This is a genomic window from Pedobacter sp. UBA5917, from assembly GCF_002432345.1.
Lineage (GTDB): Bacteria > Bacteroidota > Bacteroidia > Sphingobacteriales > Sphingobacteriaceae > Pedobacter.
Genome location: NZ_DJDT01000338.1, coordinates 1 through 16,011, shown reverse-complemented (window position 1 = coordinate 16,011; position 16,011 = coordinate 1). Strand labels below are relative to the sequence as shown.

Below are 16,011 nucleotides of genomic sequence, written 5' to 3'. Positions count from 1 at the left end.
TGCGGCCATTGCGGCCAGTTCTACATTATCTGTTCCACCGCCACATTGGTGAATGGGCATTCCGCTTTCGCATGGACAGCCACCATAAAAGTAGGATGACATAGCAACTACCGGAGCGCTTAATTTAATCCGATCGTCCATAGCAGTCATCAAAATAGAATGGCTGCCTGCACCCGAACCGCCACTAATGCCGATCCTGGTCGTATCTGTTTCTTTCAGCGACGAGAAATAATCCAAAATCCTTATTCCACCTAATGTTTGTACGGTTTGCGCCAAACTGTGGCGATGGTCTTCGTATTTAAACTGTAGCATCGATTCGCCCCAGGCAAATAAATCGTAACTGAAAGCCATCGCCCCCATTCGGGCAATGGTTGCACAGCGGATCTGGCAATCGGGCCTGTAACGTTGTTTTTCCCAATGTCCGTCGGGACTCAGCACCACGGGGATTTTTCCTTTTGTATTTAAGGGCCTGTACAGTGATCCATTGATCCAAACTCCTGGCAAAATCTCCAGTGCAATATTTTCTACCGAATAACCATCGAAGATTCTTTTTGCTGTGATAATCGGTTTCGAATTTGGTTTGGCAGGTAATGGCGATAACATTAGTGCCTCATAGAGTTCTGGTTTGATTTCAGCTTTACGCTTTTCCCAACTCACTTTGTCGTGATATTTTGTAGCTAAGGTATCAAGATAAGCCCAGCCATCCTGAACTTCCCAGCGGTAATATTCGTATTCTTTCAGTTTGTAAACCCCAGGTTTTTCTTTGTTCACTTTCATGTCCAAAGGCGTTAATACATTCGCTAATGTTTCATCAACATTGCTACGGAAACGCCATTCGGCATAATTAACCCATTTATCCTTTACCTGTGGTTCGGAATATTTGATCTGCACTTTAAAGCGCGTCTGGATTTCTTTAAGCACATCAACCAGCGGTTTTTTGTAGCCGTTATCGGTATTTTGGGTTTGCGCGGAAGTATTATTTGCTGAGGATATACAAACAATAAACAATATAACTAGATGTTTAAGCGCTCTGCCCGTCATTGCGAGTGCTGATTCTTCATCAGCCGAAGCAATCTTTCCTTGCAAAATAGATTGCTTCCCCGAAAATACGGGGCAGGCTGTCGTGCCTCCTCGCAATGACGATTGGCACAAATTTAAGATCATGTATTGGGTTGTATTTATCATTTTAACCTTCTTCGTTTTTGGTTTCTGTAATTACAGGTGCGGTATAACCTTTCAGTTTCGGCCAAACACCGTTTACAATTTTCTTCAGTTTTAATTTTGAAGGATCTACCACTACATGTTTGATTTTTTCCCTGCGCCAGGTATAAATGAAATGAAGCATACCATCGGCAGTCTGGATTACAGCAGGATATGAATACTGACTGATCGGTGAATCTTCCAAAATCAATGCAGCATACCATTCTTTGCCATCTTTTGAAATAGAAACGTTTAATGGCGTACGGGGGCCTTTGGCTAAATCGCCTGGAGGCAAAACGTGGTTGTACACCAAAACATGGCGGCCATCTTTCATGGTTACAGCATCCGTTCCGGAATTGTTGTTAGGCAAGGTTGTTTTGGTTAATGCAGACCAGGTTTCGCCGTTATCGGTTGACCAGGATTCGACAATTGCCCGGTTGGCAGTTCTGGCTAAAATCTGTAGTTTACCGTTTCCATGTTGTAAAATGCTGGGTTGAATGGCTTTGATTCCATTTTCTGGTAGTGGGCCAACAGTTCTCCAGGTTTTGCCATTATCCTTAGTTACTTCGAAATGGATTTTCCAGCCATCACCTTCTTTGCTTGATGGTGCAAAAAGATTTCCATTGCTCAGTAAAACAGGTTTATTTTTCACCGGGCCGATATAACCATTGGGTAATTTTATAACATCAGACCAGGTTTTACCGCCATCTTTGGAAGTTTTCATCATGCCCCACCATTCGGAAGGTTTGGGTCCGATTTTATAGAATAACAATAAATCTCCACCAGGAACCTGATACAGAACAGGATTCCATGTAGGTAAGCGCTTACCATCAGGTTGAATTCCATTAGCAACTGAAACCGGCGCCAACCATTTGCCATCAACAAAACGGCTGATGTAAATTTCCACATCGGGATTACGCTCTTTTGTACCGCCAAAGAACGAAGCTACCAAGCCTGTTGGTGTTTCGGCAAGTGTTGCAGAGTGGCAGGATGGAAATGATGCTTTATCGTATAAGAATTCTTGCTTTACAATGCCTGATTGCCACTTTTCTACTTGAGCACTGGCCGTAATTGATATTGTGAGCAGGAAGCCTAATGTGATGTGTGTTATTTTTGATTTCATATTTCTATTTTTTCGCTTCGCGGCTGATTACGCTGATTTTCGGATTACACTGATTTTTGCGTCCTGAAGGTTTCAACATTCCAACTTTGCAACATTTCAATCTTTTAACTTATTTCTTTTTCTCGCTTCGCGGTTGATCGCACAGATTTTAGGATTACACTGATTTTATACACCCAAAACTGAAAACTTCAAACTGAAAACTGCCTACTGTTTCTGTTTCGCTGCTTTCTCTTCTTTTATTTTTTTAGTATAAGCGCTATAAAGTGCTCTCCAGCTGCGTCCGTTGTTATTAAGGAGCTGTTCTGATTTTGTTTTATAGATTTCAAAAATGGCAGAAATCTGTTTCATGCTTTTATAATCTACGGCCTGTTCACGTGCCTGCTTTAAGAATGATAGGATTTTAGCTTCTTCATCTGCAGTTAGATCCGGAACAATGGCTTTGTAACCTTTCATGGTAAATTCAACTTTGCCGATGGTGTATTTATCTAATATGGCTTCTACCTGAGCTGGAGTTAAATTTTTATTCAAACCATCCATTAAATTCCTATGAACATTTTCTGGTATGGCAGAATCGGCGATAATCTGTTTATCCAGGTCGCTTAGTTTATTTCCTGTAACAGGGTTTATCCCATTGGGAACAGTTGATGAAGGGTGATCGTTATGCCAATCTTTAACCCGCGTTAAATGGACTGCGATTACATTTTCTACCGTAGTTTTCTTGGCAGGATCTGTTAAATTTAATGCTGAAACCCACTCTTTTGCTTTGGTAAGCAAATCACCAGGCACTACTACATCTTCGGTTTGACTAAAGGCAGTTAATGAACTGATCAGTAGGGTTATTGTTAGCAATGATTTTAATAACTTTCTCATAATTGTATTTAATTTTTGTTTCGGTTCGTGGCGATACGAACCGAGGCCTTAGCGTTATATAATTCCCCTCTTTCAGAGGGGTGTCCGCAGGACGGGGTGTTTTTTATTCCTCCTGTCGCCGTGGTTCGTGTCGCCACGAACCATTATTTTGTTTTGAATGACAATTCAACTATTTCCGTATCACCACAAAAGCATAATTGCCCGAGCCAAGCTCGTAAACGGCTCTATTATTTTCCATTTTTATAAATTTTAATTCTTTAACTGATTTTATCTTTTCAGAAACTTCATTTCTATTATTCGCAGGGATATATACCATTGCCGTAGTATTTGACGGGATGGTGATGTTCCAGTTAAACTGTTCTGCAATTTTGGTATAACTGCTTTTAATCATTCCGTAAACAGAATTATAGCTTGCATTTACCGAATTCAACCCATTGATCATTTCGGGTTTCATGATTATATTTTTAAAAGCAGCACTTTCTGATTTAATTCCAGCAAGATTTTCGTAATACCAGATCAATAAATCGCCGAGCATCATCACATGGTTTTGCGAATTCATTTTAGGATCGGCTGTATTGCCATTCCATAACTCCCAAATGGTTGTTGCACCATTGTCGATCATATAACCCCAGCTTGGATAGGTTTTCTGTGTAGCAATGGTGTAGGCCAGGTCTGGTCGGCCGTAATCGTTCAAACAGCGCATTAACCATTGGATACCAACTAAACCATTGCTTAAATGTCCTTTATTAGTTACCTCCACGGTATACACGATATTTTTAAAAATAGATTCTACTTTGTTCTGTGGTACCATGCCGAAGTAAAGCGGAATAATGTTATCGGTTAATGCATTTGAGGCATAATAACCTTTTTCATCATAGTATTTTTGGTTGAAAGCGTTTTTGATGTTATTCCCCAAAAGCTCGTAGTCCTTTACATCTTCTTCGTTACTGATTGCTTTGCCAAACTGGATCATCAATTGGGTAAAATGATAGTAATATGCCGTTGAAATTAATTCTGAAGGATACTTTTTATCGGCACTTTTACCTCGCCCTAATTCTATGGTTAGTGGAGGCATGCACCAATCGCCATAGCTATCTTTGGTGAGGATATAATCTTTCATATAGCGATCCTGCATATAAGAAAGCCACTTTTTCATTGCCGGATAATTATCACGCACAACAGCAACATCTCCGGTTTGTTTGTAAAGCATTTCGGTAACCAGTAGCATCGCTCCCGGCCAGGTCATGTTATCGCTGTAATACCTCCAAAAGGCCGGCGCAACATCAGGTATGGCACCATCTTCTTTTTGCGAATTGCGGATATCCTGCAGCCATTTTGCGTAAAAGCGGCCATTATCAAAAAGGAAGTTTTCTCCGTAGGCTACTGCGCCCCTATCGCCTAACCAAGGCATACGCTCGTTACGTTGTGGACAATCAATCGGAATGCCTTTGTAGCTGCCCGCAATTCCCCACCAGGCATTTTTAAATAATTGATTGGTTAAAGCATCAGAAGTTTCGAATGTACCCACAGTTTTGATGCTATCGTAAATCATTTTGCCAAGGAAATCGTTTACAGATGGCTCATAGGTATAACCAGAAAGCTCTACATACCTAAATCCACGGTAAGTAAAAGTGGGCTCCCAAGTTTCCTGCCCGCCACCTTTTAAAGTGTATAAATCGGTGCATTTGGCATTGCGGAGGTTTGCGGTAAAAAGCTCTCCATTATCCTGTAACGATTCTGCAAAGCGTAATTTAATCTGTTTCCCTTTCGCTCCTTTTACTTTAATCTGCAACCAGCCCACCATATTCTGGCCCATATCAAGTAAATATCTCCCGCCGGAAAGTTTTGAAATGGAAACGGCTTTGAGTGTGTTCATCACCCGCATATTTTCATTCATCTGCGCCTCGATAACTCCGGCAGGTTCCTGTACAAATTCGGCTTTAGACCATTTACTATCATCAAAACCTACCTTATTCCAATTTGGAGCTTCTTTTGTGGCATCGTATTCTTCGCCATCATATTCGTTATTCGCCCTGATCGGTCCATCGGCTGTACCTTTCCAACTGTCGTCGGTATCAATGTTGGCCGTCGTTCCATCGGTGTATACAATGTTGATATTCAGCAGCATTTTCGGGAAACCAAAGGTTTTGATTTTGTATGGTTTTTCATTTTGGCGCATGGCGAAAAAGCGGCCATTCCCCAAAATAGTAGCAACAGCATTTTTACCGTTCTGGATATAATTGGTCACATCGTAAGTATTGTATTTTACATTTTTGGTGTAGTCGGTTGGTGATGGCGACAAAACATCTTCGCCAACTTTTTTACCGTTGATAAAAAGCTCGTATAAACCCAAGCCTATAATAGATGCGGTTGCCGACCTAACCTGTTTTGTACTCTGAAATTCTTTCCTGAAATACCTTGCTGATAAACGGGAATCGGTTTTAATATTATCCCATGCAAAAGCCCTGTCGAAGCCGATCCAGCCTTTTGGCCAATCCTTGTAATAAAGCAAGCCCATAGAAAAATAGTTATTTGCCGACCAACTGCTTTCTCCGGCATTCGTCCAGATTTTAACCTTCCAATAAGCTTTTAATCTACTTTTAAGTACTTTTCCACTATAATTCACATGGATTGATTCAGGTGAATTTACTTTTCCCGAATTCCATAAATCGCCCTCATTTGCATTTAATTGTGCTAAAGAGGAAGCCACTATGATTTGATAAGCAGTTTGTACTACATTCCGCTCATTTGAAATAATATGCCAGGCAAAACGCGGCTTTTGAACATCAATTCCCAAGGGGTTTTCGAGCATCTCGCAGGTGGTATGCTGCAGGGAAACCTGGGCCATCACTTTTGAGTATGATAGTATTATTAGGGTGATCGATATGTAGAGTTTAATTTTCACTTCGTTACGCTTCGCGGTTGATTACACTGATTTTTGGATTACACAGATTTATTTTTTTTCTTTTCCTTCCTCCGTTATACATTTTCCATTTTACATCATTTTTTTGGTTAATTCTTAACAGAAAAGTTAAAGTACAAGGTCATGCTTAATGCCCTGCTTGGTTCTTTGTCAAAATCATAAAATACATGTTTCATACCCATTGGTCCGGTTGTTTCTGGTTTTTGTGTTTTGGTACCGATTGCCGAAATGCCGTTCATAAAGGAAATATCACCATTCGGGAATGTTGGGCTCATGTTATCGTATTCTGTATCTTTTGATTTTTTTGGCGTAAATAACCTCAGGAAAACATCTTCACGGTCGGTTACAACTTTAAAGGATTGCTGTTTGCCTATAAATTCGCACCAATATAGATTTGAATAATAGCCTTTAAATTCAGGATATTGCCAGGGTGCTTCGCCGGTTGCCGAGTTATTGTACTCTTTTTTCCAGATCCCGAAAGTTGTGCCCTTCATCCTGTTTTTCCACACACGGTAAGGCCCGTTTCCTTTATATTCTACTACTTTGATTTCGCTTTCAGGGTAAGAGAAGTTTAATCCTACAAAGGTGGTAAAGTATGCGGATGGGAAATAGTTTACCTCCATTTTTAACCAGCCTGATGGATAAATGGTCCATTTTAATGTGTTAAAACTCTCTTTTTTATCAAATCTGGACGAAATCACCAGGTTTCCATTTTCCATTTTTGTGGTGAAATCCTTAAAATTATTCTCCCCTTCCTGTAAAACCGGACCATTAGAAAACGGAATAATGCCTTTTTCATTTTTGGCCTGTTGCAATAGGCCAGTTGTTTTATCAAAAGTTAAATCGATACCATTGGCCGAAACCTGATAAGTTTTGGCATCTTCTTTTAATACTACTTTTGATGGACCCGTTTTAACAACGATTTTTTCGGCATCATCCTTTGGTAAAGCAATCGGGAAACTCCATGTAAATAATTCTTTACCATCAGGTCCGTTTGCGGTAAGGTAAAGTGCATCAAAAGTTCTCCAATCGGCAGGAAGGTTGATTTTTAGCTTTCCTTTTTCGAAAGGTTTAATGTTTGGCGCAACGGCTTTTCCTGCTTTAAATTCGGCATCTTCACCAGCTTTCAGCTTTTTGAGTTTCCAGCTGAAAGTACATTGATTGAGGTTGGTAAAAGCATAACGGTTTTCGAGCTGGAACGAACCATCAAAGCCTGCTGTTATTTCTCTTTTTTCGACAAAAACCGGGCTCCAAACCTCTTTAATGGTATAAAAACTACCTTCTTTTTCGTGGTAAGGGCCAACAATTCCATCAGGACCATGATTACCGTCGGTATCCAGTTCGCCATTTTTGTCAGTACGCACTACACCCTGATCAGCAAAATCCCAGAGAAAACCACCTGCAGAAAGTGGATTGTTCCACATGGCATTCCAGTAATCTTCGATACCGGCACCATGACCGCCATCCCACATGCCATGCAGAAACTCGGTTGGCATTAAAATGTTATGTCCATGGTCGTAATTGCCGATTCCGTAATTAAACTCACGGTAATGCGTGGTTTCGAAACCATTAAAAACCTCCCAGGGATGGATTAATGGACGCTTTTGTATATCTTCCTCTGCAAAAAGATGATCAAGTTCGCGGTTATGTCCGCCTTCGTTTCCATTGGCCCAAAAGATGATTGAGGGATGGTTTTCATCATTCCGCATCATTTCTTTCATCAATTTCGTCCCTGTTGGGGTATCATATGTACCATGCCAACCGGCTAGCTCGTCCATTACAAAGAGGCCCAACGAATCACAAACATCTAAAAAATGTCCATCTGGAGGATAATGCGACATCCGCACCGCATTCATATTCATTTCTTTCATCAACAACACATCTGCGATGCTGATTTTTTTACTGGTTGTGCGACCGGATGAAGGATAAAAAGAATGACGGTTTACGCCTTTGAATTTCATTTTTACACCATTGATATAAACACCATCGCGTTCTTTTACTTCAACCGTTCTGAAACCTGTTTTTTTTGAAATCTGATGGATTTCTTTTCCTCTTTTGATTAAAGTAAATGTAGCAGTGTAAATATTTGGAAACTCTGTAGACCATAAAGCCGGCTTGGTGAACTGATGATTGATAGTTGTTTGAAGCACTCCCTTTTTGATAGAAGCTGAAAACCGCTCACCAAAACGTTTTCCACTTTTGTCTGAAAGTTCTACCTCAACTTTATCGGCATCGCCCGTAAAAGCCACCTGCGCATTGAAACCGCCATCAGCTTTTGCATCTAGCTGTATCCTTTCGATATGTGTTTGCGGTAAAGCTTCCAGATAAACCGGTCGGAAAATGCCTCCGAAAATCCAGAAATCGGCTTTACGCTCTGCTTCGTTAACCGATGGATTGGCTGAATGTTTTGAAACGGTAACCTCCAATAAATTATCGGCTCCCAGTTTTATCAACTTCGTAATGTTATACCTGAAAACATAAAAAGATCCCTGGTGTATGTCTCCGGCCGATTTTCCATTGATCTTCACTTCCGTATCGGTCATTGAGCCTTCAAAAACAATATTGATATCCTTATTTTTCCAGGCAGCAGGCACTTTGAAGCTGTATTTATAAAGCCCTTGCTCCTTACCCTTGTTGTCTTCTTTGTTGAAACCATAATTGTATTTTCCAAAACCTTGGAGTTCCCAGTTTGAAGGCACTGGAATATTTGTCCATTTGCCCGAATTTGCACCAGCTGTACAGAAAAAATCCCAGTTAACGGTATTGTCGTTACCAGTTCCGGATAAATATAGTTTTTCAGTCTTCTGCGCTTTTACACTGCAAAAAATCGTTACTAAACACCAGAAAAGTATAAATCTGCGTTTCATTAATTGGTTTTGAATTGTTTAGTTAATGGGTTATCTGTTCTGAATGGCAATGCCGGGAAACCGAAATTATAAAAATTGCCTGTTGGATTTTCCGTCCAGTTATAACGCACTGCAGTAGGTGCTGTAATTTCTTTAGCAGAAACCATCACCTTTCCATTTTTGATCACAGCGTCGGCATTTACAAATTTCCCATCTTGCCCTGCAATTGTAAAGCCTGTAATGGGCGATGTATGGTCAGTTTTAAGATAATCAAAATCCAAAGTAGCCACGTTACCAACAAAAGAAACGGTTTTGTAAACCGGGCCTGAAAAATCTATTTTTTGATTGTAAGTTTTACCTAAAGCCAATAATGCTAATCTTCTTCCTACTTCCCATTTATAGGTTGGGTGCAAATCAACACCGTTATCGTTCAGATCTGAAGTGGAAATCATGCCGGTATTTGGCAAGCGTAAAATCTGCTGTTGAGCCTCCCAAAAGTTAGGCTCAGTATCTGCTGTTAATACAACTTTATCGCTTTTCTGCTTGCTGTAATCGTATGGTGCGATTTGAACATAATAAAAAGGCATTTGCTCGCCCCATGCTTTACGCCAGAGCTTTACCAATGTTTTTAATTTATAGGAGTAACTGATGTTTTCATTCAAAAAACAGTTCGTTTCGCCCTGATACCAAAGGAAGCCGCGGATTTTAAATTTTGCAAGTGGCTCAATCATTGGCGTATAAAACTTTCCGGGGTCGTTGCTCACTTTTTGGTCTGTAAAATAAGTTTCCTGTGCAAAAGCTTCTGGCGCTACCCAGGGCTCGATGGCGCTACCCGAAACGGCAGAAGAAATCATGCCAACAGGTATACCCAATTTCTCCTGAACTTCTTTAGCGAAGAAATAACCAACAGCCGAAAAGGCACGTAATGCCGAATCTTGTGCTACTGCCCAACTTTTATGTGTTGAATCTGGTTTGCTCAATTGCTTGCGGTTTACCAGAAAAATCCTGATTTGTGAATTTTTAGCTTTTTCTACCGCATCAAACGGGAAGCCTAATTTTTCATTTTTAGGTTTGGGAATTTTAGCAAGCTTACGCATTTGATATTCCATATTCGACTGACCGGAACAAAGCCAAACTTCGCCAACTAATATATTGTTTAACACAATCCTATCCGAACCGGAAATAATCATCGATTGTGGTTTAGCAGAAGTTTTTAATGGTGCTAAAACCACTAACCAGTTTCCGTTTTTATCGGTTACTGTTGTCCTTGTCTGACTGGCAAAAACAACCTGTATCTTCTCTCCAGGTGCTGCATAACCCCAGATGTTGATGGGTTTATCGCGTTGCAGAACCATATTGCTAGAGAGGATTTGAGGCAACAGGATTTTAGCGTTGGCGTTTAGGGTAAAAAGAAGGAATAATAGCAGGAAAGATTGCTTCGTCGTGCCTCCTCGCAATGACGATCTCTTTTCCGTCATTGCGAGCAGAGTGCAACGGAGTCGAGAAATCTGTTTGAATTGCTTATTCGATTTATCCACGCCTGAATTTTCGGGACAAGTTCCGGTAGAAATGACGTGTTGCAAAGATTGCTTCGCTACGATGAAAAATCGAAGACTCGCAATGACGGAACTTCTGAAAATTGATAACTGCATCTAAAATCCCTCCGTTTTTAAATATTTAATCGAATAAACTGCTTCTTTTTTCTCTGATTCGCCTGCATTTTTCAGATCATAGGTCTGATCTGCAGGAGTATCTACATCAGGGAAACGGCGCACATCACCGGTACGGAAAACAATGCGCGAAACATCAGCCACTGGCTGGAAAGCCAAACTGGTTAGTACATCTTTTCCATTGACTGTTATGGTATAAAAACGTGTAAAAGCATCTAATTTGAGTTTAATGTCGTAGTTTTTACCTGCTTCGTATTTCATGAAGTTTTTATAACGGGCCCCTGCTTTTGCGCTTATTGTTCCGGCAGTATCGAAGGTTAAACGTACTGTAGCTGTTCCCTTTGCATCCTGTAATTCGATCTCCAATAAGCCATTATCATTCTGTTTTGGCGTAACCGAAAATGTGGTGATGATTTTCGGTGATGCAGGGAATAACCTTTCTGCTTTAGCATAATCGAAAGGATCTTTGTCTTTTAAAACCAATACACCGTTTTCTACTTTTACAGGTGCCCAAAGCGGACTGTAAATATTCCACATTTCCAGCTCCTTACCTTTTGGCAGCTTTGCAAAATCATCGGTTACATGTTGTGCTGCTTTATCGTTAACAGGCACAGGAATGGAAGAAACCCAGATATCTTCTTTGTTCATACTATAGGTTACCCATAATTTACCGTCGGAAGGTTTTCCGTTGCCTTCTTCAATGCCGCGTACATATTGCGGACCATAGGATTTATAGTTACCACCATAACGCATCGGGCTGATTTCGCCATTAACCAATAATAAATTTGTATAATTTAGACCGTTTTTACTGGTCGAAATGGATAATGGCCACCTATATTCGGAAGGGTTATAAACGGTTGCGTAGTTTCCATCTGAGGTTTTTTGTCCCCATATTTTGGCATTGCTGTTTACAAAACCTGGCGCCCGGAAAGCACTTTCGGGCCAACTTTTACCATTGTCGGTGCTAATTGCGGTTAAAGCATTTTTCCATAAACCAACTACACGCCCATCTGGTAAATGATAATAGCTGAATGCTTTATATTGCTTTTGTAAGGTAATTAATGGATCTTTTCTGTCAGCTTCTTCGTTCCATTGTTGCGTCATTAATTTATTTGCCAACAATTCGTTACAGGCTTCAATGAAAGTTTTACTTTTACTTTTGGTATATAGCGGATATCTGGTGTTTTTCTCTGAATATCCCGGATTATAATGGATAAAATAGATGGGACCGTATTTGCCATCGGGTTGGATTTCCCTAACTGCCCTGCCAATACCATGACCATCATTCGGGTCGTCTTTAGCATCAAAACTAATGGCATAAAAACCTAATACCAGAAACACATTTTTAGTAGATACATAAAAACCCATGCGCTGGTGCATCACCGCATCTAAGTCTTTTGCTACATCGGTTCTTCCCTCTTTCGTGGTTCCATCGGGGATCCGGTAAATGGGAAAAACCACTTCAGGCTTGGTCCAGGTGAAACCATCTGTTGATGATTGTAGCAAAGTTTGCCCTGGCGGAATGCTCTCACCTACTTTATCACTCAAATATTCGATGTAAAATCTATTGTTCCAATAAGCCAGCATTGGCGCGTGGTTGTATGTCCAACCAAAGTTTTCGGCCAGTTCAGGGTGTTCGCGGTTTGCCCTGAAAGTCTGGATGTTGTGCACGCCCATTACCGGCGAAAGCTGTCCGTGGTGATAATCGGCATTAACCAGGGTTTTTCCGGTGTAACGCACGGTATCCTGCGCCTGCGCGTTTGATAGCGCAAATGCAAATGATAGGGTTAAACAAAGTATTTTAAGTGTTTTCATTTTGTATATTCCCGACCACAAAGGCACTAAATTTTTTATTAACTCATTATTTTCAGCTCGCAATAACAAATCCATTTTCTTTGTGCCTTGGTGTCTTTGTGGTTAATCCTTTAATAAGTTCTCAATCAATTTCCTTTTCACTTTTATAAGTTTTCATTGCGCATATTCTCGACCACGAAGGCACTAAGACACAAAGTTTTTTCGTTATTCAATATTTTAGTTTTGTGCCTTGGTGTCTTTGTGGTTAATCCTTTAATAAGTTCTCAATCAATTTCCTTTTCACTTTTATAATTGTTCCATGTTTATGTCCTTCGGGGATCGAAACTTCGGATGTTACATCATTAAAGGTTTTAAAATCAGCTGTTTTATAGGCCGAATAAATCTTTTGGCCATAAGCATCGAAATAGATCAGCCAATCGTTTTTGACTTTTACTATGGTTGGCCCCTCTGTTAATTTTGGACTAAAACTTTCTGAAACATTTTCATACGGACCTAAAGCATCATTTGCGAAAGCCACCTTTAAATTCCTATTGGGCCGTGTGTTATCCTTTAAAACCAGCACATAATCCTTAACAGCACGCTTTACAATCACGGCATCAATTACACTGAATCCGGGATCTAAAAAGAGTTTTGGTTCAGAGAAAGTCACAAAATCTTTTGTGGTGATGCTGTACATGCGGTGGTTGTTTTCTTCTTCTTCAATTCCCTTGGCAAAACGGTATGGTATGGTTGATGCCCAAATAATCACGAACTCTTGTTTTTCATCATCGTAAAAGATTTCGGGTGCCCAAACATTTACGGTTTTAGGTTCTTTTTCCATTACCGGAAGAAACTTTTGAGTGCTCCAATGGATCAGATCTTTTGAACTGGCATAACCGAAACCTTTATCTCCTTTCCAGCTGCAGGTAAACACAAGGTGAAAAGTACCATCTGGCCCTTGTGTAATGGATGGATCGCGTAAAACTTTCTGTGTGCCAACCTCTGGCTTTAAAAATGTTTTGTTCAGGTCTTTCCAGTGGTAGGCATCGTAACTGTATAACAATCTTAAACCTTCGGTTGCGGGTTCGTGGAAAGAAGTGAACAAATAGGCCTGTTTTGAGCAGGAAGTTAATCCGCAGAAAAGCAGTGCCATTATGGCTAAACGAAGGGATGATATGTTAATGGGTTTAAACACTGTTTTTTGTTGTTTTTTAATTTTAGTTGTCAGTCTGAGCGGAGTCGAAAACTGGATCTGAATACCCTTCGACTACGCTCAGGGTGACAGGGTCGCAATAGATTTCTCCGTTCCGCTTCGCTTCAGTCGAAATGACGGTATTATAGGATCCTGAAATAAATTCAGGATGACGACTAGAATAAAGCTAATCGCTCCGTTTATATCTCCTCCAATACCAACACCCAATCGTTGCCATTTGCAGCTTCGCCGGGCGGGTTAAATTCCTTAATTCCTTTATTTTCAAATTCTCCTATTTTTATGGTTTTGCCTGTTCTTGGATCAAACCAGGACGCTTTTACTTCGTCGCCATCAATTTTTCCCATCTGTACGCTGAAATTGCGTCCGGTATAAGTATAAAGCATGGCAAAATCTTCGCCTCTTGTTGCGATTATGCGATCATACTTTTCGCCATTTTTACTGGCTACCAAAGTTTGATCGGGTATGCGGTCGAAATAAGGATGTGCTAACAGGAGATCTTTTAAATATTGCATCTGCTTTGCCCCGGGCGCATTAATCGCCGTGATCCATTGGTCTCTCGGACCGTAAGCAGGCTTCAGGTCCGTTTTTTTATAAAACTGCATCACCGAATTATGGCCATAGGTGTAACCAAAGGCACCTGCAAAAACCGACCAGTAACCGTAACGCCTAACATCGCTGTCCGTCCAGCGTGGCTGTGTGGTATCGTGCAATCCCTGTGGAATGTCCTCATATGATGGTTCGCCATCAATGGTTGGCTTGGTCGGTTTTAATTTATAATCGGCTTCAATGTATTTCCAGTTATCTTCGCCATAATGCAGTTTTTCACTTTTAGAGGTATCCTGATCGTAGCGGCGATGGCCCGATTGTATCATATTAAAATCGCACCATTTGGCATTCTGGAACCACTGCGATGAGGCCGTTCTCCCCCTGGGGTGGAAAGTAATGAGGTGGTTAGGATCGTTTGCCCTTAAGGTTTCGCCAATGGTGTTCCAAACATCTGCACCATCACTGCCTTTAATATCGCCACCGTTTAGCCAGATGATGTTCCATTTATCTTTAAAGCGCTTAGCTAAAAATTCTGAATAGATTTTAGCCTGATTTTTATTTACCTTTTTTTGCTTCACATTGGTACCCCAAACCGGAACCAAGGCCATATAAAGCCCTTTTTCGGCTGCCTGATCAATGATATAATCTACATGGTCCCAATAATCATAAGCCAGAGAGTCTTTAGGGTTATTGCCGGGCGTAAGCATCGGTTTTGAAACATCGGCATGAACAACCGACGAATCTAAATAAATATTGCGTGATGGAACGTCGTGCAATAACATCACCTGGATTACATTAAAGCCCTTTTGTTTACGGTCTTCGAGATAAGTGTTTGATTCTTCCCGCGTTAATCTGCTGAAAAGCAACCAGGCTGTATCGCCCAGCCAAAAGAAAGGTTTTCCATCACCGGTTGTTAAATATCGCCCGTTTTTGGAAACCAGCAGACTTTTATCGCCAAAATGAGGCTTTTCCTTACAACTTAAAGCAAGGCAGGAAGCCGTAATGAGTAAAAATATTTTGGTTTTAAGGTTCATGTTAAATTTTATTGATGATAATGATTTCGTCGCCAGATGCTACTTTGTTTAATTTTACTACAGCACCACCGGTTATTTTTTCTTCTTTTAGCGATTTCCCTGTTTTGGTGCTTAGCACTTTTACATTGAATTTTCCAGGCGATTTACTTAAATCAATGTTGATGGCATCTGAGGAAGCGTTGTATAAAATGTAAGCCTTACCTGCATTTTCCAATCCGTATTGTTTGGCTGATTTTCCGGCAGGTAAAAAAGGTTTCATTGCCGCGGCAAGGCTTAAAACCGAAGCATCAACGCCTTCAACATTTGAAAGTGAACCACCTGCCATTAAAATAGCCCATCCAAAACTGTCGAAGCTATCTCCTGAATAAATCACTGCTTTTTCAGGAAACCTGTTTTTGTATTCAGATACGGCGTGATAAATTTCTTCGAAGGAAGTTTTTTTCGGTTTTAGCAAACGTGCATGTTGGCGTGGCGCTAAGCTCAATCCTCCCTGTGGTGCATAAGCTGTTCCATCGGCCTGATAATGCCAATATCGGATATCGATCAGATCAATAACTCCTGCACGTTTTGGATCGGCCAAAATTGCATCCTGAACATCTTTGGTTACACTTAAACCGATTATGGGGTGTTTGCCGGTTTCTTTTTCCCATTCGTTGATGGTGTCGATCCAGAATTGTACAAAATGTAGTGGACCGGTAAATTCAGCGCCGATTAGCTGAATTACACCTGAGTTTCCATCAAAATTTTCCAGACATTTTCTGATATAAGCTTTGTGGATGGCCCTGCGGTGCT

General features: G+C 40.7%; 10 protein-coding genes. All 10 read right to left on the bottom strand.

Going from position 1 to position 16,011, the window contains the following annotated elements:
• Nucleotides 1–1,086: acetylxylan esterase (locus B2V92_RS23345; protein ID WP_293312644.1), on the bottom strand; the 1,086-nt coding region annotated here is incomplete at its 3' end.
• A 100-nt stretch (nucleotides 1,087–1,186) separates the two neighbouring features.
• A complete protein-coding gene (locus tag B2V92_RS23340; RefSeq protein WP_293312642.1) occupies nucleotides 1,187–2,323 on the bottom strand; it encodes a sialidase family protein in 1,137 nt (378 codons plus the stop codon).
• A gap of 204 nt (nucleotides 2,324–2,527) precedes the next feature.
• On the bottom strand, nucleotides 2,528–3,193 hold the full coding sequence (locus B2V92_RS23335) for a DUF3826 domain-containing protein (RefSeq protein WP_293312640.1): 666 nt from the start codon (nucleotides 3,191–3,193) through the stop codon (nucleotides 2,528–2,530).
• Between the two features lie 169 nt (nucleotides 3,194–3,362).
• Nucleotides 3,363–6,041: an alpha-L-rhamnosidase gene (locus B2V92_RS23330; protein WP_293312638.1), complete on the bottom strand. Its 2,679-nt coding sequence runs from the start codon at nucleotides 6,039–6,041 to the stop codon at nucleotides 3,363–3,365.
• Nucleotides 6,042–6,205: 164 nt separating this feature from the next.
• A complete protein-coding gene (locus B2V92_RS23325; protein WP_293312636.1) occupies nucleotides 6,206–8,983 on the bottom strand; it encodes a glycoside hydrolase family 2 protein in 2,778 nt (925 codons plus the stop codon).
• The gene (locus tag B2V92_RS23320) at nucleotides 8,983–10,317 is read right to left on the bottom strand and encodes a sialate O-acetylesterase (protein WP_293312634.1); all 1,335 of its coding nucleotides are present in this window, start codon (nucleotides 10,315–10,317) and stop codon (nucleotides 8,983–8,985) included. The genes B2V92_RS23325 and B2V92_RS23320 overlap by 1 nt, the downstream gene beginning before the upstream one ends.
• 297 nt (nucleotides 10,318–10,614) lie before the next feature.
• Nucleotides 10,615–12,447, bottom strand: coding sequence for a six-hairpin glycosidase (locus B2V92_RS23315; RefSeq protein WP_293312633.1), 1,833 nt, complete (start codon nucleotides 12,445–12,447; stop codon nucleotides 10,615–10,617).
• A gap of 244 nt (nucleotides 12,448–12,691) precedes the next feature.
• Nucleotides 12,692–13,579, bottom strand: a complete 888-nt coding sequence (locus tag B2V92_RS23310; protein WP_293312631.1) for a glycoside hydrolase family 43 protein — start codon at nucleotides 13,577–13,579, stop codon at nucleotides 12,692–12,694.
• Nucleotides 13,580–13,818: 239 nt separating this feature from the next.
• The gene (locus tag B2V92_RS23305; RefSeq protein ID WP_293312629.1) at nucleotides 13,819–15,219 is read right to left on the bottom strand and encodes a glycoside hydrolase family 140 protein; all 1,401 of its coding nucleotides are present in this window, start codon (nucleotides 15,217–15,219) and stop codon (nucleotides 13,819–13,821) included.
• 1 nt (nucleotide 15,220) lies between these two features.
• The coding region (locus tag B2V92_RS23300) for a DUF6298 domain-containing protein (RefSeq protein ID WP_293312627.1) at nucleotides 15,221–16,011 on the bottom strand (791 nt) is incomplete at its 5' end.

Excerpts from the sequence above, each read along its gene's own strand:
- B2V92_RS23340 (WP_293312642.1), bottom strand. The coding sequence starts at position 2,323 with ATGAAATCAAAAATAACACACATCACATTAGGCTTCCTGCTCACAATA.
- B2V92_RS23330 (WP_293312638.1), bottom strand. The coding sequence starts at position 6,041 with ATGGCCCAGGTTTCCCTGCAGCATACCACCTGCGAGATGCTCGAAAAC.
- B2V92_RS23315 (WP_293312633.1), bottom strand. The coding sequence starts at position 12,447 with ATGAAAACACTTAAAATACTTTGTTTAACCCTATCATTTGCATTTGCG.
- B2V92_RS23325 (WP_293312636.1), bottom strand. The coding sequence starts at position 8,983 with ATGAAACGCAGATTTATACTTTTCTGGTGTTTAGTAACGATTTTTTGC.
- B2V92_RS23320 (WP_293312634.1), bottom strand. The coding sequence starts at position 10,317 with ATGGTTCTGCAACGCGATAAACCCATCAACATCTGGGGTTATGCAGCA.
- B2V92_RS23310 (WP_293312631.1), bottom strand. The coding sequence starts at position 13,579 with ATGGCACTGCTTTTCTGCGGATTAACTTCCTGCTCAAAACAGGCCTAT.
- B2V92_RS23335 (WP_293312640.1), bottom strand. The coding sequence starts at position 3,193 with ATGAGAAAGTTATTAAAATCATTGCTAACAATAACCCTACTGATCAGT.
- B2V92_RS23305 (WP_293312629.1), bottom strand. The coding sequence starts at position 15,219 with ATGAACCTTAAAACCAAAATATTTTTACTCATTACGGCTTCCTGCCTT.